Genomic DNA, 21750 nt, shown 5'->3' on the forward strand with positions numbered 1-21750 from the left:
GAGCATGGCTTTTCGTAGGATGGCGTTGAGCGAAGCGATACCCATCGCCATGACCGCATGGGTATCGCCAAGGCTCAACCCATCCTACGAAAAGCGCCTGGCCGTTCAGCCTACCTGCTCGGAGCCGCTCAGCGCCTCTTCCTCGCGCGGGCGCGGCAGCGAGGAGAGCAGGGCCATGATCAGCGCCGCCAGGTACGGCAGTGACTGCACCAGCAGCATCACCACCCAGAACATCAGGTCCGGGCTGGGCACGCCCTGCACCAGGACGATGCCCAGGGCGGCGCCCCACAGCAGAAGCATGATGAAGACCTCCTCGCGGGCCTCCGCCAGGGCCACCAGCAGGCCATGGCTTGCGCGCATCTTCGGCGTGCGGAAGAACGGGATGGAGCGGGTGACGAAGCCGTACAGCACCGCCTTGGCGATGGTGTGCGACAGCGACAGCCCGGCCAGCGCGGCGAACAGCGCGTCGCGCAGGTTCACGCCCACGGTGCGGCGGTAGAGGAAGAGGATCTTGCCGACCTTGAAGGCGAACAGCGTCAGCGGCAGGATCGCGAAGATCAGCAGCGGCGGGTCGACGCGCTTGGGCACGATGATCATCGCCGCCGACCAGAGCAGCGCGCCGAGGGTGAAGAAGATGTTCATGCCGTCGGCGATCCACGGCAGCCAGCCGGCGACGAAGTGGTAGCGCTGGCCGCCGGTCAGCTTGCTGCCGTCCGGGCCGCGGCCGCGCAGCAGGGCGTCGGTGTGGCGCTTCATGATCTGGATGGCGCCGTAGGCCCAGCGGAAGCGCTGCTTCTTGAAGTCGATGAAGGTGTCGGGCATCAGGCCCTTGCCGTAGCTGCGCTCGAAGTAGGCCGCCGAGAGGCCGCGCTCGAACACCCGCAGGCCCAGCTCGGCGTCCTCGGTGATGCACCATTCGGCCCACTTCAGCTCGTCCAGCACCTGGCGCCGGACCATGGTCATGGTGCCGTGCTCGATGATCGCGTCGCGGTCGTTGCGGGTGACCATGCCGATGTGGAAGAAGCCCTTGTACTCGGCGTAGCACAGGCGCTTGAAGGCGCTCTCGTGCTGGTCGCGGTAGTCCTGCGGCGACTGCACCACGGCGATCTGCGCGTCGGCGAAGTGCGGCACCATGTGCTTGAGCCAGTCCGGCTCGACGCAGTAGTCGGAGTCGATCACCGCGATGACTTCGGCGTCGGGCGCGACGAACTGCAGCGCGTAGTTCAGCGCGCCGCCCTTGAAGCCGGCCAGGGGCGCCACGTGGAAGAAGCGGAAGCGCGGGCCGAGCAGCTCGCAGTGGGCCTGCACCGGCTCCCACACGGCCGGGTCCTTGGTGTTGTTGTCGATCACCAGGACCTCGAAGTCCGGGTAGTCGAGCCTGGCCAGGGCGTTCAGTGTCTCCTTGAGCATCTCCGGCGGCTCGTTGTAGCAGGGCACGTGGATGGAGACCTTGGGCCGGTAGGCGTCGGCCGCGGTGACCGGCAGGAACAGGCGGCGGCGCTTGCGCGTCCACACGGCCTCGGCCAGTTCGTGGGCCTCGGTGAACAGCACTATCACCACGCCCAGCGCGCCTATGCCCAGCAATACGCCGACGGTGATGCTGAACCAGGTGCTGTACTGCTGGCTGTAGTCGTAGCCGATCCACACCAGGATGGACGCGCAGACGAACGAGACCACGGCGAGGAAGGTCCGTCCGCGTTGGCGCAGGGCGCTGCTGTCGATCAGCAGCAGGGTGAAGGTGAGCAGCGCCAGCACCACCGAGGCGATGGCCAGCACGCGCCACTTGGGAATGGCCACCACCGGGCCCTGGAAGTTGAACTTGGGCTGGCGCGCGGCGTTGAACACGCCCCAGTAGGCGCCCACCGAGCCTTCGTCGGTGTACTTCCACGGCTGGTCGAAGGCCTCGACCACGAAGTAGTTGTAGCCCTTCTTGTTCAGCGCGTTGGTCAGCTCGCGCAGGTAGATGGCCTGGTCGGCCTGGGTGGCGGTGGCGCCGCCGCGCATGCGGCCATTGCTGGGCCAGCCGACCTCGGCCAGCAGCAGCGGCTTTTTCGGAAACTTCAGGCGCAGGTCGCGGGCGCGGTCGAGGACGAACTGCACCGAGTCCTGCATGGGCACGAACTCCCAGTAGGGCAGCACGTGGGCGGCGATCAGGTCGACGTGCTTGGCCAGCTCCGGGTATTTCTCGTAGATGTGCCACTGCTCGGCGGTGGTCACCGGCACCTTCACCGCGGCGCGGACGCGGTCGATGTAACCGATCAGCTGGTCCTTGGTGACCTCGCGGCGGAACAGCGCCTCGTTGCCGACTATCACCCGCACCACGCTGCGCGAGCGGTTGGCGATCTCGATGCCGCGGGCGATCTCCGCCTCGTTCTCGGCCTCGTCGGCGCTGATCCAGATGCCCAGGCTGACGCGCATCCCGTACTCCTCGGCGAGGAAGGGGATGTCGGAAAGGCTGCCCTTGGTCGAGTAGGTGCGGATGTTCTCGGTCATCCGCGAGACCAGTTCCAGGTCCGAACGGATCTGCTCGTCGCTGGGGAAGCGGCCGCTCTGCGGGCTCTGGTCCAGGCGGAAGGGCGAGAAGGAGAAGCCGGAGATGCTTTCCGGCCAGTCCGGCGCGCTCACCGGGCGGTTGTACAGGGCCCAGACGCCGGTGAGCAGGGCGGCCAGGGCGACCAGCACGACCAGGTTGAGGCCGAATTTGCGTGATGGCATGGAGCGATCGGGTTCCTGTCGGTGTTTCGGGGCCGGGAACGGGTCGGCGCGCATCCTACCCCGCACCCCCCTGGGTGTATAGCTCCCGTCCGGCACCGCGGGGGCGGCATAGAATGTCCCTGGTGGCCGGTTATGGCCTTGCCGGGCGTCAATTCGGCCGGCCCCGGCGGTCGCCTTCCTATAGAATGCCGGGCGTTTTTTGCGGAGACACTGTGATGGTAGTGGACGATCAGCGTTTCGGTGGCATCGCCCGCCTGTACGGCACCCAGGGCCTGGAGCGCCTGGCCGCGGCCCACGTGGCGGTGGTCGGCATCGGCGGCGTCGGCTCCTGGGCGGCCGAGGCGCTGGCGCGCAGCGGCGTCGGCGAGATTTCCCTGTTCGACCTGGACGACGTCTGCGTGACCAACACCAACCGCCAGGTCCACGCCCTGGAAGGGGCCGTGGGCAAGCCCAAGGTGGCGGTGATGGCCGAGCGCATCCGCGCTATCAACCCGGCGTGCAAGGTCCACGCGGTGGCGGACTTCGTCACCCGCGAGAGCATGGCCGACTGCATCACCACGGAGATGGACTTCGTCATCGACTGCATCGACAGCGTGCCGGCCAAGGCGGCGCTGATCGCCTGGTGCAAGCGGCGCAAGATCCAGATCGTCACCACCGGCGGCGCCGGTGGCCAGGTCGACCCGACGCAGGTGCAGGTGGCCGACCTGAACAAGACCTTCAACGACCCGCTGGCGGCCAAGGTGCGCTCGCTGCTGCGCCGCGACTACAACTTCTCGCGCACGCCGGGGCGGCATTACAGCGTGCCCTGCGTGTTCTCCACCGAGCAGCTGCGCTACCCAAAGCCGGACGGCAGCGTGTGCCAGGCCAAGGGGTTCGTTGGGGAAGGGGTGAAGCTGGACTGCGCGGGTGGATTCGGGGCGGTGATGATGGTTACGGCCACTTTTGGCATGGCTGCGGCGGCCAGGGCTGTGGATAAGTTGGTGGCGGGGGCGCGGCGGCCTTCGGAGCGTAGCGCGGCTGGAAATCCCTCTTAACGCGAACGGCGCTCACCTGTTATCGAGGTGTTTGCTGTTACTCCGCTCCCTCTCCCTAACCCTCTCCCTGAAGGGAGAGGGGACTGTCCGTGCCAGCGGATACCTCTGCGTTTGCCGGCAACATCGGAGTAGCAGTGAGCGCCGTTAGTGCGCTTCACACCATACGGCTCCCTCTCCCTTCAGGGAGAGGGCTGGGGAGAGGGGACGGGGTTTGGCATCGCTCCGGAGTTGAGCTTGACTCCGTTGTTCGCGAGCAAGCTCGCTCCTACGAAACGAGTTCGCGCATGCGTTGCAGCACCGCATTCAGACCATTGCTGCGCGAGGGCGACAACTGTCGGCCCAGGCCCAGGTCGTTGAACCACTGGCCCAAATCCAGTTGCGCCAGTTCCTCTCCCGGCAGCCCCTGCACCCGCACCAGCAGCAGCGCGATCAGCCCGCGCAGCAGGCGCGCGTCGCTGGTGGCGCGGAAGTGCCAGGCGCCATCGCGCTGTTCGGCCACCAGCCAGACCAGGCTTTCGCAGCCATGGATGCGGTTGGCCTCGCTGCGTTCCGACTCGTCCAGCGGCTCCAGCCTGTCGCCCCATTGCATCAGCAGGCGCGCGCGCTGTTCCCAGGAGGCTTGCCCGGCGAAGGCTTCCAGCGCCTGGCGGGCGGCTTCGGGCAGGCTCATCGCAGCAGTTCCAGGGCGCCGTCGAGGGCTCGGAAGAAGCGCTCCAGATCGGCGCCGTCGTTATACAGGGCGAGGGATACGCGGATGGCGCCGGGCAGGCCCAGGCGCTTGAGCAGCGGCATGGCGCAATGGTGTCCGGCGCGCACCGCCACGCCCTGCTCGGTGAGCAGATGGGCGAGGTCGGCGCTATGCACGTCCCGCACCACGAAGCTGGCCAGCGCCGCCTGGGGTTCGCCCAGCAGGCGCACGCCGTCGCGGGCGCGCAGCCCGGCCAGCAGTTGGGCGTGCAGCAGGGCCTCGTGGGCGGCCATTTCCGCGGCGTCCTGGCGGGTCAGCCAGTCGAGGCTGGCGCCCAGGCCGATCACCGCGCCTATGGCCGGGGTGCCGGCTTCGAAGCCCAGCGGCGCCGGGCGGAAGTGGGCGCTTTGGTAATCGGCGTTCTGCACCATCTCGCCGCCGAACTGCCAGTGGCGCAGGCGCGCCAGCGCTTCCGCGCGGCCCCAGAGCAGGCCCAGGCCCTCGGGGCCGTAGAGCTTGTGGCTGGAGAACACGTAGAAGTCGCAGCCCAGGGCGGACAGGCTGTGCCGGCCATGGACCACGCCCTGGGCGCCGTCCACCACGCTCAGCGCGCCTTGCGCGCAGGCCAGGGCCAGCAGCTCCGGCAGTGGCTGCCAGGTGCCGAGCACGTTGGACAACTGGCTCACGGCGAGCAGGCGGGTGCGCGGGCCGATCAGTTGCGTGGCGGCCTCCAGGTCGATGACCCCGCGGTCGTCCAGCGGCAGCACCACCAGCTTCGCTCCGCGGCGCAGCGCCAGTTGCTGCCAGGGCAGCAGGTTGGCGTGGTGCTCCAGGGCGCTGATGGCGATCTCGTCGCCTTCGCCGAACAGCGGCTCCAGGCCGTAGGCCAGCAGGTTCAGGGCCTCGGTGGCGCCATGGGTGAACACCAGCTGTTCCGGGCTGCCGGCGTCCAGCCATTGTGCCAGGCGTGTGCGCGTCGCCTCGAAGGCACGGGTGGCGCGTTCGCCGGGCAGGTGCTGGGCGCGATGGACGTTGGCCGCGCCGCTGGCGTAGTAGCCGGCCAGGGCGTCGAGCATGGCCTGGGGCTTCTGCGCGGTGGCGGCGCTGTCGAGGTAGGTCTGCTCCTCGGCTGCCAGCGCGGCGAGGGCGGGGAAGGCGGAGCGCCAGGGGGAAAGAAGCATGGCTGTAAGCCTGAAGCTGGAAGCTGGAAGCTGGAAGTGCCTTGTGCAGCCCGCTTCCGGCTTTTGGCTTCCAGCTTCCAGCTCTGACTTAGTTGTGCGCGTGCAGCGCTTCGTTCAGCTCGATGGCGGTCTTGTTGGTCTTGCACTCCACCGCGCCGGTCTGCGAGTTGCGGCGGAACAGCAGGTCCGGCTGGCCGGCCAGGTCGCGGCCCTTGACCACCTTGACCAGGTTGTTCTGGTCGTCCAGCAGCGCCACCTTGGTGCCGGCGGTGACGTACAGGCCGGCTTCGACGATGTTGCGGTCGCCCAGCGGGATGCCGATGCCGGCGTTGGCGCCGATCAGGCAGCCTTCGCCGACGCTGATGACGATGTTGCCGCCGCCGGACAGGGTGCCCATGGTCGAGCAGCCGCCGCCCAGGTCCGAACCCTTGCCGACGAACACGCCGGCGGAGACGCGGCCTTCGATCATGCCCGGGCCGGCGGTGCCGGCGTTGAAGTTGACGAAGCCTTCGTGCATCACGGTGGTGCCTTCGCCGATGTAGGCGCCCAGGCGCACGCGGGCGGTGTCGGCGATGCGCACGCCGGCCGGGACCACGTAGTCGGTCATTTTCGGGAACTTGTCCACCGAGAAGACTTCCAGCAGCTTGCCCTTCAGGCGCGCTTCGAGTTGCAGCTCGGCCAGTTCGGCCAGGTCGACGGCGCCGATGTTGGTCCAGGCCACGTTCGGCAGCAGCGGGAAGATGCCCGACAGGTTGACGCCATGGGGCTTGACCAGGCGGTGCGAGAGCAGGTGCAGCTTCAGGTAGGCCTCGGGGGTGGAGGCGGGGGCGGCGTCTTCGGCCAGCAGGGTGGCGACCAGCGGTTTCTGGCTTTCGGCCAGGCGGTTGAGCAGGGCGGCCTGGGCCGGGGCGATGGTCTTCAGCGCGTCGGCCAGTTGGTAGGCCTGCTGGTTGCTGAAGGCAATGGCCTGGTTGCCGTTCTCGTAACCGAGGATCGGCGCGACGGCGGCGACCAGCTCGGCGGCCGGGTTCAGCAGCGGTTGCGCGTAGAAGACTTCCAGCCAGGCGTCCTGGCGGTTCTGGGTGCCGACGCCGAAGGCCAGGCTGAACAGGGATTGGGACATGTGCGGTTCCTCGAAAAAACGGTGAAAAAGTATCAGGCCAGCGCGGCGGCGTAGGCGTCGGGCTTGAAGCCGACCAGGGTGCGGTCGCCAAGGTCCAGCACCGGACGCTTGATCATCGACGGCTGGGCGAGCATCAGCTCGATCGCGCGGGACTCGTCGAGGTCGGCTTTCTGCGCCTCGTCGAGCTTGCGGAAGGTGGTGCCGGCGCGGTTCAGGACCGTCTGCCAGCCGTGCTCGGCACACCATTGCTCAAGGTGCGCGCGGTCTATTCCGCTAGTCTTGTAGTCGTGGAAGGCATAGTCGACGCCGTGTTCCTCAAGCCAGGTGCGGGCTTTCTTCATGGTGTCGCAGGCCTTGATTCCGTAGATGGTCCGCTGGGTCATGGGCGGCGCTCCTCGTCGTTCCTTTGGCAAGCGCGGGATTATGCCATTTTCCCGTGAACTTGCGGGGGCGGGGAGGGCGGGACGATTCTTTTGCGATTGCAATAGTCTATTGCTCGCCCGGGGGCTGATGGAGAGCGTCTTTGGATGTTCCAATGGGGCGCCGCGAACTGGCGACTGGGAGATCGTCGATGCAAACCGTGTATACCGTGCTCATCCTGCTGCTGGTGGTCGGGGGCACGCGCCTGCTGGCGCAACTGCTGCCCTTGCCGCTGCCGCTGATCCAGATCGCCTCGGGGGCGGTCCTGGCCTGGCCCAGCCTGGGGTTGCACGTGGCGCTGGACCCGGAGCTGTTCATGTTCCTGTTCATTCCGCCGCTGTTGTTCGCCGATGGCTGGCGCATGCCCAAGGGCGAGTTCTGGCAGATGCGCTGGCCGATCCTGACCATGGCCTTCGCCCTGGTGCTGTTCACCGTGGCCGGTGGCGGCGCCTTCATCCATCTGCTGATTCCCGAGATTCCCTGGGCCGCCGCCTTCGCCCTGGCCGCGGTGCTGTCGCCCACCGATGCCCTGGCGGTGTCGGCGATCGCCCAGAACCGCCTGCCGCGGCGGCTGATGCACGTGCTGCAGGGCGAGGCGCTGATGAACGACGCCTCGGGCCTGGTGGCCTTCAAGTTCGCCGTGGCCGCGGCCATGACCGGCGCCTTCTCGCTGCTCGACGCCAGCCTGAGCTTCCTCCTGGTGGCGATTGGCGGCCTGGCCTGCGGCGTGGTGCTGAGCTGGCTGCTGGGGCGCATCCGCGCCTGGATGATCCGCCGCGGCTGGGACGACCCGGCCACCCACGTGGTGCTCATGCTGTTGCTGCCCTTCGCGGTGTACATGGTTGCCGAGGAGTTCGGCGTCTCCGGCATCCTCGCGGCGGTGGCGGCGGGCATGATGCAGAGCTGGACCGATCTGCTGCCGCGGCAGACCCACACCCGCGTGCTCAACCGCAGCGTCTGGTCGATGCTGGAGTTCGCCTTCAACGGCGTGGTGTTCCTGCTGCTGGGCCTGCAACTGCCGGACATCCTCAAGTCGGTGACGCACCACGCCGGCGACAGCCTGTGGCGTTCCTCGCAGCTGCTGTTCTACGTGCTGGCGGTGTACGCCGTGCTGATCCTGCTGCGCTTCGCCTGGGTCTGGTGCTACTGGAAGCTGTCGCTGCGCTTCGAGCGCTGGTGGGGCATCGAGCTGGGCGGCAAGCCCGGCGAGCCGGTGCTGCGGCTGTCGGCGATCTCGGCGCTGGGCGGGGTGCGCGGGGCGGTGACCCTGGCCGGCGTGCTGTCGGTGCCGCTGCTGCTGGGCAGCGGCGAGGCCTTCCCGCAGCGCGACCTGATCATCTTCATCGCCGCCGGGGTGATCCTGGTTTCGCTGCTGGCGGCCACCCTGGGCCTGCCGGCCTTGCTCAAGGGGCTGCCGGTGGCCAGCAACGACCAGTCCGAGCTGGAGTACCGCTCGGTATGGCGGCGCACCGCGGTGGCGGCCATCCGCATGCTGGAGAAGGAGGAGATGCCGGCCGGCGAGAAGGTGGATGCCGAGGAGGCCGCGCGGCTGGCGGAGGTGAAGGCGCGGCTGATGGCCGAGTACCGCCAGCAGCTCGACCCGGCGCCGGACAGCGCCGAGGCACGGGAGCGGGCGCGCAGCCTGGAACTGGCCGACCAGGCTCTGCGCATCAAGGCGCTACGCACCCAGCGCCTGGAGCTGTACCAACTGCGCCGGGAGAACCTGGTGGACGACGAGACCATGCGCAAGGTGCTCGGCGACCTGGACTCCCAGGAGGCCTGGCTGACCAGCAAGGCGGGGCGGTGGGTGTAGGGTGGCGGCAGGTTGCAGGCGGCTTCGAGCTTGACCGCGGCGCGGGCTGAGGCCCAGGTGAAACGGCGGATAACCGCGAACGGTTATTCGCCCTACGTTGCTGGCGGGCTTGGCGTAGGGCGCATAACGCCTACGGCGTTATCCGCCGTTTGGCCTTGGCTACGGGCGGCTCCGGGTTTGATCTGGGCTGGCCTGGACGAAGCGCTTGATCCGCTCGGCCGCTTCCACGCATTCCGCCAGCGGGGCGACCAGGGCCATGCGCACGCGGTTGGCGCCGGGGTTCTCGCCGTTCACTTCGCGGGACAGGTAGGAGCCCGGCACCACGGTGACGTGCTGCTGGTCGAACAGGCCGCGGCAGAACTCGGTGTCGGCGATGGGCGTTTTCGCCCACAGGTAGAAGCTGCCGTCCGGGCGCTGCACGTCGAGCACGCCGGCGAGGATGTCCAGCACCGCGGCGAACTTCTCGCGGTACAGGTCGCGGTTGGCGCGCACATGGTCTTCGTCCTGCCAGGCTGCGATGCTGGCCAGTTGGGTCTGCACCGGCATGGCGCAGCCGTGGTAGGTGCGGTACAGGAGGAATTTCTTCAGCACCTCGGCGTCGCCGGCGACGAAGCCCGAGCGCAGGCCCGGCAGGTTGGAGCGCTTGGACAGGCTGTGGAACACCACGCAACGCCTGAAGTCCGAGCGGCCCAGTTCGGCGCAGGCGCTGAGCAGGCCGGGCGGCGGGTTCTGCTCGTCGAAGTACAGCTCGCTGTAGCACTCGTCGGCGGCGATCAGGAAGTCGTGCTCGTCGGCCAGGGCGATCAGCTTCTTCAGGGTTTCCAGCGGCACCAGCGCGCCGGTGGGGTTGCCCGGGGAGCAGAGGAAGAGGATCTGGCAGCGCTGCCAGACGTCCGCCGGCACCGCGTCGAAGTCCGGATTGAAGCCGTTCCCGGCGCGGCAGGCCAGGTAATGCGGCTGCGCGCCGGCCAGCAGGGCCGCGCCTTCGTAGATCTGGTAGAAGGGGTTGGGGCTGATCACCAGGCCGTTCTTGCTGCGGTCCACTACCGCCTGGGTGAAGGCGAACAGCGCCTCGCGGGTGCCGTTCACCGGCAGCACGTGGCGGGCGGCGTCCAGCCAGCCTGCGGGGACGCCGAAGCGGCGCTCGCACCAGGCGGCGATGGTTTCGCGCAGCGCCGGCAGGCCCAGGGTAGTCGGGTACACCGCCAGTTGGTCGAGGCTGTTGGCCAGGGCCTTGGCGACGAATTCCGGCGAGCGGTGCTTGGGCTCGCCGATGGACAGCGCGATGTGCGCAAGCCCGGCCGGCGGCTGGGCGCCGGCGAGCAGGGCGCGGAGCTTCTCGAAGGGGTAGGGCTGGAGCAGGTCGAGGTCTGGGTTCATGTGAATCGCTCGTCAGATGCTGATGCGGACCGGAACGGTTTCCTGGCCGTTGGCCTGTGAAAGCTGCTCGACCAGGGCCGCCTGCAGTCGCTTGCACAGGTCCGGGTCGGAGAGTGGCTGGTTGTGCGCGTCGGTGACGTAGAACACGTCCTCCACGCGCTCGCCGAGGGTGGCGATCTTGGCGTTGCGCACCGACAGGTCGAAGTCCAGGAACAGCCCGCCGATGCGTGCCAGCAGGCCCGGGCGGTCGGGGGCGATGACCTCGAGCACGCTGACCTGGCGCGAGGCGTCGGTGGAAATGGTCACCAGCGGCGCGAAGGCGAAGTGCTTGAGCTGCCGGGGCACGCGGCGCTGGATGATGTTCGGGTAGTCGTCGGGGTTCTTCAGCGCGTCCACCAGGCCCTGGCGGATTTCGGCGATGCGCTGGGGATTGTCGCCGATCGAGCCGCCATCGGCGTCGAGCACTATGTAGGTGTCGAGGGTGAACAGGCTGGTGGAAGTGATGATCCGCGCGTCCTGGATGTTCAGGTTGAGCTGGTCCATCGCCGCCACGGTCACGGCGAAGAAGTCGTGCTGGTCGGCGGCGTAGATGAAGATCTGCGTGCCGCCCTCGAATTCGCGCTGGGTGGTTTCCTTGATCAGCACCAGCGGCGTGCCGTCGTCCGGGTGCTGGAGGATGGCCTCGGTGTGCCAGGCCACGTCGGCGGCGCTGTGGCGCAGGAAGTAGTCGTCGCCCAGCTGGCTCCAGAGCTGCTCGGCGTCGTCCTGGTCGATGCCGTCGCGGACCAGGATGTCGATGGCCGCGCTCTGCGTCTGGCGGATCTGCTCCTCGCGGTCCAGCGGGTTCTCCAGGCCGCGGCGCAGGGCGCGCTTGGTCTCGGTGTAGAGCTGGCGCAGCAGGCTGGCGCGCCAGGAGTTCCACAGGCTCGGGTTGGTGGCGTTGATGTCGGCCACGGTGAGCACGTAGAGGTAGTCCAGGCGTGTCTGGTCGCCCATCAACTGGGCGAAGTCGAAGATCACCTGCGGGTCGGAGAGGTCCTTGCGCTGCGCGGTGGTGGACATCACCAGGTGGTTCTGCACCAGCCAGCTGACCAGTTGGGTGTCCCACTGCGGCAGCTGGTGGCGCTGGCAGAACAGCTCGGCGTCCACCGCGCCCAGCTCGGAATGGTCGCCGCCACGGCCCTTGGCGATGTCGTGGTAGAGCCCGGCGAGGTAGATCAGCTCCGGCTTGGGCAGGCGCTCCATGATCTTGCTGGCCAGCGGGTACTTCTCGGCCATGTCCGGGCGCTGCAGCTTGCGCAGGTGCTTGATCAGGTTGAGGGTGTGGGCGTCCACCGTATAGATGTGGAACAGGTCGTGCTGCATCTGCCCGATGATCAGGCCGAACTCCGGCAGGTAGCGGCCGAGGATGCCGTAGCGGTTCATCCGCCGCAGGTTGCGATGGATGCCTTCGCGGCACTTGAACAGCTCGATGAACAGGCTGGTGTTGCGGATGTCGTGGCGGAAGTCGTCGTCGATCAGGTGCCGGCTGTCGCGCAGCAGGCGGATGGTGTCGGCGCGCACGCCCTTGATCGCCGGGTGCTGGGCCATCAGCACGAAGATTTCCAGGAGGGCGAAGGGGGTGCGCTTGAAGACGTTGGCGTTGGTCACTTCCAGGTAGCCGTCGCGGACCTGGAAGCGGCTGTTCAGCGGCGTCACCTGGCCGCCTTCGCCGGCGCGCAGGATGACTTCCTCGAAGTGCTGCATGATCAGGTCGTTCAGCTCGGAGACCGCCATCACCACCCGGTAGTACTTCTGCATGAAGCGCTCGACGGCCAGCTTGGCGTCGTTGTCCTGGTAGCCGAGCATCCCGGCGATGCGCCGCTGGTGGTCGAACAGCAGGCGGTCCTCGGCGCGCCCGGCGAGCATGTGCAGGGCGTAGCGGACCTTCCAGAGGAATTCCTGGCAGGAGGCCAGCACGCTGGACTCGCTTTCCACCAGGAAGCCTTCCTTGACCAGCGCGTGCAGGTTGAGGCTGCCGAAGTGGCGGCGGGCCACCCAGAGGATGGTCTGGATGTCGCGCAGCCCGCCGGGCGAGCCCTTCACGTTGGGCTCCAGGTTGTATTCGGTGTCGTTGTATTTGGTGTGGCGGTGGATCTGTTCCTTGCGCTTGGCCAGGAAGAACTGGCCGCTGGGCCACATCTGGCTGCTGGCCGTGGCTTCGAGCATGCGCTGGCGCAGGTGGTCGGGGCCGGAGATGGTCCGGCACTCCATCAGGTTGGTCACCACCGTCAGGTCGGCGCGCGCTTCCTCGGCGCATTCGGCCACCGAGCGCACGCTCTGGCCGACTTCCAGGCCGATGTCCCAGAGCAGGGTGAGGAAGCCCTCGATGGGCTCGCGGAAGACTTCCTGGTCCTCGCTGTCGAGCAGCACCAGGATGTCGATGTCCGAGTGCGGGTGCAGCTCGCCGCGGCCGTAGCCGCCCACCGCCACCAGGGCGATGTCGGCGTCCTCGCACCAGGCGAAGCGCTGCCAGGCCTGCTGCAGGATCTGGTCGACGAACCAGGCGCGGTCCTCGATCAGCCGGCGGATGTCACGGCCGCCGTTGAAGCGCGCGTCCAGCACCTCGTTGGCCTGGCGGATGGCCTTCTTGAAGGCGGGGATGGGGCTGGATTTGAGGGCCAGTTCCGCCTGGAACTGCCCAGGGTCGAACAACTCGGGATCCACCTGCGGCATGGCGGCCTTCCTGATTCTGGGATGGGGGAGGGCAGGGGCAAGTCATCGTCCGGGCCTGGGGCGCGTGGCGCCAGGCCCGGCGAGGGTGCCGGGCCGGGATTTCTATGTTCTACCCAGCCGTCGGCGAGATTGCAACGCCGCTCACGCGCCGGTGCGCGGGAAGCTCTCGTCGTTGCGCAGGGTGAGGATCTCGTAGCCGTCGGCGGTCACCAGCACGGTGTGCTCCCACTGGGCGGAGAGCTTGCGGTCCTTGGTGATGGCGGTCCAGCCGTCGCCCAGCAGGCGGGTTTCCGGGCGGCCCTGGTTGATCATCGGCTCGATGGTGAAGATCATCCCTTCCTTGAGTTCCAGGCCGGTGCCGGCGCGGCCGTAGTGCAGCACCTGGGGCTCCTCGTGGAACACCTTGCCGATGCCGTGGCCGCAGTACTCGCGGACCACCGAGAAGCCGTTCTTCTCGGCGTACTTCTGGATCACCTCGCCGATGTCGCCCAGGCGCGCGCCGGGCTTGACCACGGAAATGCCCTTGTACATGCATTCCTGGGTGATCTGGCACAGACGGTCGGCCCACTCCGGGGTCTTGCCCACCAGGAACATCTTGCTGGTGTCGCCGTGGTAGCCGTCCTTGATGACGGTGATGTCGATGTTGACGATGTCGCCTTCCTTGAGCGGCTTCTCGTTGGGGATGCCGTGGCAGACGACGTGGTTGATCGAGGTGCAGATGGACTTGGGGAAGCCCTTGTAGTTCAGGGGTGCGGGGATGGCCTGCTGGACGTTGACTATATAGTCATGGCAGATGCGGTCCAGTTCGTCGGTGGTGACCCCGGGCTTGACGTGCTCGCCGATCATTTCCAGCACCTCGGCGGCCAGGCGGCCGGCGATGCGCATTTTCTCGATGTCTTCGGGCGTCTTGATGGTGACGGTCATAGAATTCTCGGACGCGGGCGGAAAAAGGCAATGGTAACAGTTTCGCAGGCGGCAGGCTGCCATGGAGGCTGGAGGCTGGAGGCTGGAGGCTGGAGGCTGGAGGCTGGAGGCTGGAGGCTGGAGGCTGGAGGCTGGAGCGGCGGTGCGTCGATCGCCTGTCGTCCGGCTTCCAGCTTCTAGCCTCCAGCGGCTTTGTGTGATATAAAGCGCCCCGCTTTTGCAGGCTATGGCCTGTTCAAGCCTAACCCACACATGCATCGACACGATGACCTGGGTGCCCTGCGACGCGTTCGGGGGTTGGTCATTGGGATGCATGGAGGCCCAACCCGACTTATCGAGGAACTATCATGTCCCAAGTCAACATGCGCGATATGCTGAAGGCCGGTGTGCACTTCGGCCACCAGACCCGTTACTGGAACCCGAAAATGGGCAAGTTCATTTTCGGCGCGCGCAACAAGATCCACATCATCAACCTGGAAAAGACCCTGCCGCTGTTCAACGAGGCCCTGACCTTCGTTGAGCGCCTGGCCCAGGGCAAGAACAAGATCCTGTTCGTCGGCACCAAGCGTTCCGCCGGCAAGATCGTTCGCGAAGAAGCCGCCCGTTGCGGCATGCCTTACGTCGACCACCGTTGGCTGGGCGGCATGCTCACCAACTACAAGACCATCCGTCAGTCGATCAAGCGCCTGCGCGAGCTGGAAACCCAGCAGCAGGACGGCACCTTCGACAAGCTGACCAAGAAAGAAGCCCTGATGCGCACCCGTGATCTGGAAAAACTGGATCGCAGCCTGGGCGGCATCAAGGACATGGGCGGCCTGCCGGACGCGCTGTTCGTGATCGACGTCGACCACGAGCGCATCGCCATCACCGAAGCCAACAAGCTGGGCATCCCGGTCATCGGCATCGTCGATACCAACAGCAGCCCGGACGGCGTCGACTACGTCATCCCCGGTAACGACGACGCCATCCGCGCCGTTCAGCTGTACCTGGGTTCGATGGCCGAAGCCGTACTGCGCGGCCGTCAGAACGCCCAGGGCGGTGCCGACGAGTTCGTCGAAGAAGCGCCGGCCGAATCCGCCGAAGGCTGATTCCGGGACGTCCAGACGTCCAGCGGTGCGCAAAAAGGGGGCCTGGCCCCCTTTTTGCCACTCCCGAATTCCGCCCGGCCCGCCGGGCGATCTGGTTTTGAGAACCAACTCAAGAGGATTTGCAAATGGCAGAGATCACTGCAGCACTGGTTAAAGAACTGCGCGAGCGTACCGGCCAGGGCATGATGGAGTGCAAGAAGGCCCTGGTTGCCGCCGAAGGCGACATCGAGAAGGCCATCGACGACATGCGCGCTTCGGGCGCCATCAAGGCTGCCAAGAAGGCCGGCAACATCGCCGCCGAAGGTTCCATCGCGGTGAAAGTGGCCGACGACGCCAAGGCCGCCACCATCATCGAAGTCAACTCGCAGACCGACTTCCTGGCCCTGCAGGACGACTTCAAGAACTTCGTCGCCGCCAGCCTGGACAAGGCTTTCGCCCAGAAGCTGAGCGACGCCGCTCCGCTGATCGCCGAGCAGGAGTCCGCCCGTGAGGCCCTGGTCGCCAAGTGCGGCGAGAACGTCAACATCCGTCGTCTGGCCCGCGCCGAAGGCGACGTGGTCGGCGCCTACCTGCACGGTCACCGCATCGGCGTACTGGTCACCCTGAAAGGCGGCAACGCCGAACTGGCCCGTGACATCGCCATGCACGTCGCCGCCAGCAACCCGCAGTTTCTGGACCCGTCGCAGGTTTCCGAAGACGCCGTGGCCAAGGAAAAGGAAATCTTCCTGGCGCTGAACGCCGACAAGATCGCCGGCAAGCCGGAAAACATCGTCGAGAACATGGTCAAGGGCCGTATCAACAAGTTCCTCGCCGAAGCCAGCCTGGTCGAGCAGCCGTTCGTCAAGGATCCGGAAGTCAAGGTCGGTGAACTGGCCAAGAAAGCCGGCGCCGAGATCGTCTCCTTCGTTCGTTTCGAAGTGGGCGAGGGCATCGAGAAGGCCGAGGCCGACTTCGCTGCCGAGGTTGCTGCTCAAGTAGCTGCATCCAAGCAATAAGACGGTTTCCACCGTCGCCCCGGAAGAGGCTGCCCGCTCGCGCGTGCGGCCTCTTCGTCAAAGTGGGGAGACCATTCGGGGCGGTCTCCGCGGCTTCGCACCGTTCGTCGGTTCGCGGCGCTGCTAGCCTGGTAGGGCCAGACTTCCCCGACAGGCGCCCGGTCAGGCGCCACGCATTCCACATCGCCGCAGGAGAAAAAGGTCATGGCTCAGCAGCTGAGCGCACGTCAACCTCGCTATAAACGCATTCTTCTAAAACTGAGCGGCGAAGCCCTGATGGGCAGCGAAGAGTTCGGTATCGACCCCAAGGTCCTGGACCGCATGGCCCTGGAGATCGGCCAACTGGTCGGCATCGGCGTGCAGGTCGGCCTGGTCATCGGCGGCGGCAACCTGTTCCGTGGCGCGGCCCTGTCGGCGGCCGGCATGGACCGCGTCACCGGCGACCACATGGGCATGCTGGCCACCGTGATGAACGGCCTGGCCATGCGCGACGCCCTGGAGCGCTCGAACATCACCGCCATCGTCATGTCGGCCATCAGCATGGTCGGCGTCACCGACCACTACGATCGCCGCAAGGCCATGCGCCACCTCGCCAGCGGCGAAGTGGTGATCTTCTCCGCCGGCACCGGCAACCCCTTCTTCACCACCGACTCGGCCGCCTGCCTGCGCGCCATCGAAATCGATGCCGACGTGGTGCTGAAGGCGACCAAGGTCGATGGTGTGTACACTGCCGATCCGTTCAAGGACCCGAACGCCGAGAAGTTCGAGCGCCTGACCTACGATGAAGTGCTCGACCGCAAGCTGGGCGTGATGGACCTGACCGCCATCTGCCTGTGTCGCGACCAGAAAATGCCGCTGCGGGTGTTCAACATGAACAAGCCGGGCGCGCTGCTGAATATTGTTGTTGGTGGTGCCGAGGGCACCCTGATCGAGGAGGATTGACATGATCAACGAGATCAAGAAAGAAGCGCAGGAGCGCATGGGCAAGACCCTGGAGGCCCTGGGTCACGCCTTCGCCAAGATCCGCACCGGCCGTGCGCACCCGAGCATCCTGGACAGCGTCATGGTGTCCTACTACGGCTCCGACACCCCGCTGCGCCAGGTCGCCAACGTCACCGTCGAGGATTCCCGCACCCTGGCCCTGAACGTGTTCGACAAGAGCATGATCCAGGCGGTCGAGAAGGCCATCATGACCTCCGACCTGGGCCTGAACCCGGCCACCGCCGGCACCACCATCCGCGTCCCCATGCCGGCCCTGACCGAGGAAACCCGCAAGGGCTTCACCAAGCAGGCCCGCGCCGAGGCCGAGCAGGCCCGCGTCTCCGTGCGCAACATCCGCCGCGACGCCCTGGCCCAGCTCAAGGACCTGCAGAAGGAAAAGGAAATCAGCGAGGACGAAGAGCGTCGCGCCGGGGACGAGGTGCAGAAGCTCACCGACAGGTTCGTCGCCGAAATCGACAAGGCCCTCGAGGCCAAGGAAACGGATCTGATGGCTGTCTGACGGCCAGGTTGCAGTCATGGACAAGACCAAGCAGGTGGCCGCGGTGCCACGTCACGTGGCCATCATCATGGACGGCAACAACCGCTGGGCGAAGAAGCGCCTGCTGCCCGGCGTTGCCGGGCACAAGGCCGGCGTCAGCGCGGTGCGTGCGGTGGTCAAGACCTGCGCCGAGGCCGGTGTCGAGGTCCTGACGCTGTTCGCCTTCTCCAGCGAGAACTGGCAGCGCCCGGTCGACGAGGTCGGTGCGCTCATGGAGCTGTTCCTCATGGCCCTGCGCCGCGAGGTGCGCAAGCTCGACGAGAACGGCATCCGCCTGCGCATCATCGGTGATCGCAGCCGCTTCCACGCGGAGCTGCAGGCCGCCATGCGCGAAGCGGAGAACCTCACCGCCGGCAACAAGGGGCTGCTGCTGCAGGTGGCGGCCAACTACGGCGGCCAGTGGGACATCACCCAGGCCGCCCAGCGCCTGGCCCGCGAAGTGCAGGCCGGGCACCTGGCGCCGGACGACATCACCCCCGAGCTGATCCAGGGTTGCCTGACCACCGGCGACCAGCCGTTGCCGGACCTGTGCATCCGCACCGGCGGCGAGCATCGCATCAGCAACTTCCTGTTGTGGCAGCTGGCCTACGCCGAGCTGTACTTCTCCGATCTCTACTGGCCGGACTTCAAGAGCGCGGCGATGCGCGAAGCGCTGGCCGACTATGCCACCCGCCAGCGTCGCTTCGGCAAGACCAGCGAGCAGGTGCAGGCCGAGGCCCCCCCGTCATGCTGAAACAACGGATCATCACGGCGCTGGTGCTGCTGCCCATCGCGCTGGGTGGTTTCTTCCTCCTCGATGGCCTCGCCTTCGCGCTGTTCATCGGCCTGGTGGTGACCCTCGGCGCCTGGGAATGGGCGCGCCTGGCCGGCTACAACGAGCAGCCGGCCCGCGTCGGCTATGCCGGCGTGGTCGCGCTGCTGATGCTGCTGCTGTACTGGCTGCCGCAGCTGGCCGGGGCCGTGCTGTTGCTGGCGGTGCTCTGGTGGCTGCTGGCTACCGTGATGGTGCTCACCTACCCGGACAGCGCCTCCAACTGGGGCGGCCGCTGGCGCCGCCTGCTGATCGGCCTGCTGATCCTGCTGCCGGCCTGGCAGGGGTTGGTGGTGCTCAAGCAGTGGCCACTGGCCAACTGGCTGATAGTCGCGGTCATGGTGCTGGTCTGGGCCGCCGACATCGGCGCCTATTTCTCCGGCAAGGCCTTCGGCAAGCGCAAGCTGGCGCCGCGGGTCAGCCCCGGCAAGAGCTGGGAAGGCTTCTACGGCGGCCTGGCGCTGAGCCTGGCGATCACCTTCGCGGTGGCCATCTACCGTGACTGGTCGGTGCGCGAACTGCTGCTGGCGCTGCCCTGCGCAGCCGTGGTGGTGGCGCTGTCGGTGGTCGGCGACCTGACCGAGAGCATGTTCAAGCGCGAGTCGGGCCTGAAGGACAGCAGCAACCTGCTGCCGGGCCATGGCGGCGTCCTCGACCGCATCGACAGCCTGACCGCGGCCATCCCGGTCTTCACCGTGCTGCTCTGGGCCACCGGCTGGGGCACGCCATGAGCGCGCCGCAGCAGGTCTGCGTGCTGGGGGCCACCGGCTCCATCGGCCTGAGCACCCTGGACGTCCTCGCGCGGCATCCGCAGCGCTACAGCGTCTTCGCCATCACCGGGCATTCCCGTCTCGCCGAGCTGGAGGCCCTGTGCCTGGTTCATCGGCCGCGTTTCGCGGTGGTCGCCAGCGACGAGCAGGCCCGCCATCTGCAGGGTGCCCTGCGGGCCGCCGGCCTGGATACCCGTGTGCTGGCGGGTGAGCCGGGATTGTGCGAGGTCGCCGGCCATCCCGAAGTGGACGTGGTCATGGCCGCCATCGTCGGTGCCGCCGGCCTCAAGCCGACCCTGGCGGCGGTGCAGGCCGGCAAGCGCGTGCTGCTGGCCAACAAGGAGGCGCTGGTGATGTCCGGCGCTCTGTTCATGCACGAAGTGCAGGCCCATGGCGCGGTGCTGCTGCCGATCGACAGCGAGCACAATGCGATCTTCCAGTGCATGCCTGGCGACTACGCCCGGGGCCTGGGCCAGGTCGGCGTGCGACGCATCCTGCTGACCGCCTCCGGCGGTCCGTTCCGCGAGACGCCGCTGGATCAACTGTCGGAAGTTTCCCCGGAGCAGGCCTGTGCCCACCCCAACTGGTCCATGGGGCGGAAGATTTCCGTCGACTCGGCCAGCATGATGAACAAGGGCCTGGAGCTGATCGAGGCCTGCTGGCTGTTCGATGCCCCGCCGTCGAAGGTGGAGGTGGTGATCCACCCGCAGAGCGTGATCCATTCCCTGGTCGACTACGTGGATGGCTCGGTGCTGGCCCAGTTGGGCAACCCCGACATGCGCACACCCATCGCCCACGCCCTGGCCTGGCCCGAGCGCATCGACTCCGGGGTGTCGCCGCTGGACCTGTTCGGCATCGCCCGCCTGGACTTCCAGGCCCCCGACGAACAGCGCTTCCCCTGCCTGCGCCTGGCGCGCCAGGCGGCCGAGGCGGGCGGCAGCGCGCCGGCGATGCTCAATGCCGCCAACGAGGTGGCGGTGGCCGCATTCCTCGAACGGCGCATCCGTTTCACCGAGATCGCGGTTATCATCGACGAGGTGCTGAACCGCGAGGCTGCCACGCCGGTCGAAAGCCTCGACGTGGTGCTGGAGGCCGACCGCCGTGCGCGCGAGGCCGCGCAGGCCTGGTTGCATGGGCGTGGTCGCTAGGCCCTGAGCCCTGGAGGTAGAGATGAGCGCACTTTACATGGTCGTCGGGCTGATCATCGCCCTTGGCGTCCTGGTGACATTCCACGAGTTCGGTCACTTCTGGGTGGCGCGCCGCTGTGGGGTCAGGGTGCTGCGCTTCTCGGTGGGCTTCGGCACGCCCCTGGTGCGCTGGCACGACCGCCACGGCACCGAATTCGTGGTGGCCGCCATTCCCCTGGGCGGCTACGTGAAGATGCTCGACGAGCGCGAGGGCGAGGTGCCTCTCGACCAGCTCGACCAGGCCTTCAACCGCAAGACGGTATTCCAGCGCATCGCCATAGTCGCGGCGGGCCCTGTGGCCAACTTCCTGCTGGCCATCCTGTTCTTCTGGATCCTCGCCATGCTGGGCACCCAGCAGGTGCGCCCGGTCATCGGCTCCATCGTGCCCGACAGCCCGGCGGCGCTGGGCGGCCTGGCCACCGGCCAGGAAGTGCTGGCGGTGGACGGCGAGCCTGTGGACGGCTGGGCGGCGGTCAACCTGCGCCTGGTGCGGCGCCTGGGCGAGACCGGCGAGCTGAGCGTCAGCGTGCGCGAGCCGGGCTCCTCGGCGCAGAGCCTGCACCAGTTGCCGATCAAGGCCTGGCTGAAGAACGCGGACAATCCCGACCCCATCGGCGGCCTGGGCATCCAGCCGTGGCGCCCGGCCATGCCGCCGGTGATCGCCGAGCTGGACCCGCAGGGCCCCGGCAAGGCCGCGGGGCTGGCCGTCGGCGACCGTCTGCTGCGGGTGGACGGCCAGGCGGTGGACGACTGGCAGCAGGTGGTCGACAAGGTGCGTGCCCGTCCGGACCAGTCGGTGAGCATCGCCCTGCTGCGCGACGGCCAGGAACGCGAGCTGACCCTGAAACTGGCGGCGAAAGGCGAGGGCAAGGCCCGTGCCGGTTACCTGGGGGCCGGTGTGGCCGGTGGCCAGTGGCCGGCGGAAATGCTCCGCGAAGTCAGCTTCGGTCCGGTCGCCGCGGTGGGCGAAGCGCTCTCCCGAACCTGGTCGATGAGTCTGCTAACCCTGGATTCTCTAAAGAAAATGGTGCTGGGCCAGCTCTCGGTAAAAAACTTGAGCGGGCCGATAACCATTGCTAAAGTGGCGGGCGCTTCGGCCCAGTCCGGCGTAGGGGATTTTCTGCATTTCCTCGCCTATCTGAGCATAAGTTTGGGGGTTCTCAACCTGTTGCCGATACCCGTCCTCGATGGCGGGCATCTGTTGTTCTACCTGGTCGAGTGGGTGCGTGGCCGCCCATTGTCAGAGCGGGTCCAGGCTTGGGGGATGCAGATCGGCATCAGCCTGGTCGTTGGGGTCATGTTGCTGGCCCTGGTCAACGATCTGAGTCGACTGTAGCTGCCATTGGGTTTCGGATCTGCCGCCTCA

General features: G+C 67.2%; 18 protein-coding genes. 10 read left to right on the top strand and 8 right to left on the bottom strand.

Going from position 1 to position 21750, the window contains the following annotated elements:
• Window positions 1-105 precede the first annotated feature (105 nt).
• On the bottom strand, window positions 106-2715 hold the full coding sequence (locus RN02_RS31400; RefSeq protein ID WP_043319420.1) for a glycosyltransferase: 2610 nt from the start codon (window positions 2713-2715) through the stop codon (window positions 106-108).
• A 215-nt stretch (window positions 2716-2930) separates the two neighbouring features.
• Between RN02_RS31400 and tcdA the strand changes: the two genes are divergently transcribed.
• Complete coding sequence (tcdA, locus tag RN02_RS31405; RefSeq protein WP_043319422.1) at window positions 2931-3749, top strand: tRNA cyclic N6-threonylcarbamoyladenosine(37) synthase TcdA; 819 nt, start codon at window positions 2931-2933, stop codon at window positions 3747-3749.
• Between the two features lie 265 nt (window positions 3750-4014).
• On the opposite strand, the gene RN02_RS31410 is transcribed toward tcdA, so the two are convergent.
• The 4 genes from RN02_RS31410 to RN02_RS31425 all read right to left on the bottom strand — a co-directional run bounded on the left by RN02_RS31410 (window position 4015) and on the right by RN02_RS31425 (window position 7124).
• Window positions 4015-4419 carry a SufE family protein gene (locus tag RN02_RS31410; RefSeq protein ID WP_043319424.1) on the bottom strand — a complete coding sequence of 135 codons (405 nt, stop codon included), beginning with the start codon at window positions 4417-4419 and terminating at the stop codon, window positions 4015-4017.
• Window positions 4416-5618, bottom strand: a complete 1203-nt coding sequence (locus RN02_RS31415) for an aminotransferase class V-fold PLP-dependent enzyme (RefSeq protein ID WP_043319426.1) — start codon at window positions 5616-5618, stop codon at window positions 4416-4418. Before RN02_RS31415 ends, RN02_RS31410 begins: the two co-directional genes overlap by 4 nt.
• A gap of 88 nt (window positions 5619-5706) precedes the next feature.
• Entirely contained in the window at window positions 5707-6741 is a 1035-nt protein-coding gene (dapD, locus tag RN02_RS31420) for a 2,3,4,5-tetrahydropyridine-2,6-dicarboxylate N-succinyltransferase (RefSeq protein WP_043271206.1), read from the bottom strand.
• Between the two features lie 32 nt (window positions 6742-6773).
• Window positions 6774-7124 carry an ArsC family reductase gene (locus RN02_RS31425; protein ID WP_009616622.1) on the bottom strand — a complete coding sequence of 117 codons (351 nt, stop codon included), beginning with the start codon at window positions 7122-7124 and terminating at the stop codon, window positions 6774-6776.
• Between the two features lie 188 nt (window positions 7125-7312).
• Here RN02_RS31425 and RN02_RS31430 point away from each other — a divergent pair, with 188 nt between their 5' ends.
• The gene (locus RN02_RS31430) at window positions 7313-8974 is read left to right on the top strand and encodes a Na+/H+ antiporter (protein ID WP_009616624.1); all 1662 of its coding nucleotides are present in this window, start codon (window positions 7313-7315) and stop codon (window positions 8972-8974) included.
• Window positions 8975-9133: 159 nt separating this feature from the next.
• On the opposite strand, the gene dapC is transcribed toward RN02_RS31430, so the two are convergent.
• The 3 genes from dapC to map form a co-directional block, all read right to left on the bottom strand.
• Window positions 9134-10354, bottom strand: coding sequence for a succinyldiaminopimelate transaminase (gene dapC / locus RN02_RS31435; protein WP_043319428.1), 1221 nt, complete (start codon window positions 10352-10354; stop codon window positions 9134-9136).
• 12 nt (window positions 10355-10366) lie between these two features.
• The gene (locus tag RN02_RS31440) at window positions 10367-13069 is read right to left on the bottom strand and encodes a [protein-PII] uridylyltransferase (protein WP_043319429.1); all 2703 of its coding nucleotides are present in this window, start codon (window positions 13067-13069) and stop codon (window positions 10367-10369) included.
• A 141-nt stretch (window positions 13070-13210) separates the two neighbouring features.
• Window positions 13211-13993 carry a type I methionyl aminopeptidase gene (gene map, locus RN02_RS31445; protein ID WP_043319431.1) on the bottom strand — a complete coding sequence of 261 codons (783 nt, stop codon included), beginning with the start codon at window positions 13991-13993 and terminating at the stop codon, window positions 13211-13213.
• A gap of 347 nt (window positions 13994-14340) precedes the next feature.
• On the opposite strand from map, the gene rpsB reads away from it, so the two are divergent.
• From rpsB to rseP, 8 genes are all read left to right on the top strand, one after another.
• Window positions 14341-15081, top strand: coding sequence for a 30S ribosomal protein S2 (gene rpsB, locus RN02_RS31450; protein ID WP_009616632.1), 741 nt, complete (start codon window positions 14341-14343; stop codon window positions 15079-15081).
• A 125-nt stretch (window positions 15082-15206) separates the two neighbouring features.
• The gene (gene tsf, locus RN02_RS31455; protein ID WP_009616633.1) at window positions 15207-16076 is read left to right on the top strand and encodes a translation elongation factor Ts; all 870 of its coding nucleotides are present in this window, start codon (window positions 15207-15209) and stop codon (window positions 16074-16076) included.
• 204 nt (window positions 16077-16280) lie between these two features.
• Window positions 16281-17018 carry a UMP kinase gene (gene pyrH / locus RN02_RS31460; RefSeq protein WP_009616635.1) on the top strand — a complete coding sequence of 246 codons (738 nt, stop codon included), beginning with the start codon at window positions 16281-16283 and terminating at the stop codon, window positions 17016-17018.
• Between the two features lies 1 nt (window position 17019).
• On the top strand, window positions 17020-17577 hold the full coding sequence (gene frr / locus RN02_RS31465) for a ribosome recycling factor (protein ID WP_043319433.1): 558 nt from the start codon (window positions 17020-17022) through the stop codon (window positions 17575-17577).
• Between the two features lie 16 nt (window positions 17578-17593).
• Window positions 17594-18349 carry an isoprenyl transferase gene (locus RN02_RS31470; RefSeq protein WP_009616639.1) on the top strand — a complete coding sequence of 252 codons (756 nt, stop codon included), beginning with the start codon at window positions 17594-17596 and terminating at the stop codon, window positions 18347-18349.
• Window positions 18343-19158 (top strand): phosphatidate cytidylyltransferase, encoded by an 816-nt coding sequence (locus tag RN02_RS31475; protein WP_043319436.1) that lies wholly within the window; start codon window positions 18343-18345, stop codon window positions 19156-19158. The genes RN02_RS31470 and RN02_RS31475 overlap by 7 nt, the downstream gene beginning before the upstream one ends.
• Window positions 19155-20345 carry a 1-deoxy-D-xylulose-5-phosphate reductoisomerase gene (ispC, locus tag RN02_RS31480; protein WP_043319437.1) on the top strand — a complete coding sequence of 397 codons (1191 nt, stop codon included), beginning with the start codon at window positions 19155-19157 and terminating at the stop codon, window positions 20343-20345. The genes RN02_RS31475 and ispC overlap by 4 nt, the downstream gene beginning before the upstream one ends.
• A gap of 22 nt (window positions 20346-20367) precedes the next feature.
• Window positions 20368-21720, top strand: coding sequence for an RIP metalloprotease RseP (gene rseP, locus RN02_RS31485; protein ID WP_043319439.1), 1353 nt, complete (start codon window positions 20368-20370; stop codon window positions 21718-21720).
• Window positions 21721-21750 lie beyond the last annotated feature (30 nt).

This window comes from Pseudomonas sp. PI1 (assembly GCF_000812405.1).
Classification (GTDB): domain Bacteria; phylum Pseudomonadota; class Gammaproteobacteria; order Pseudomonadales; family Pseudomonadaceae; genus Pseudomonas; species Pseudomonas citronellolis.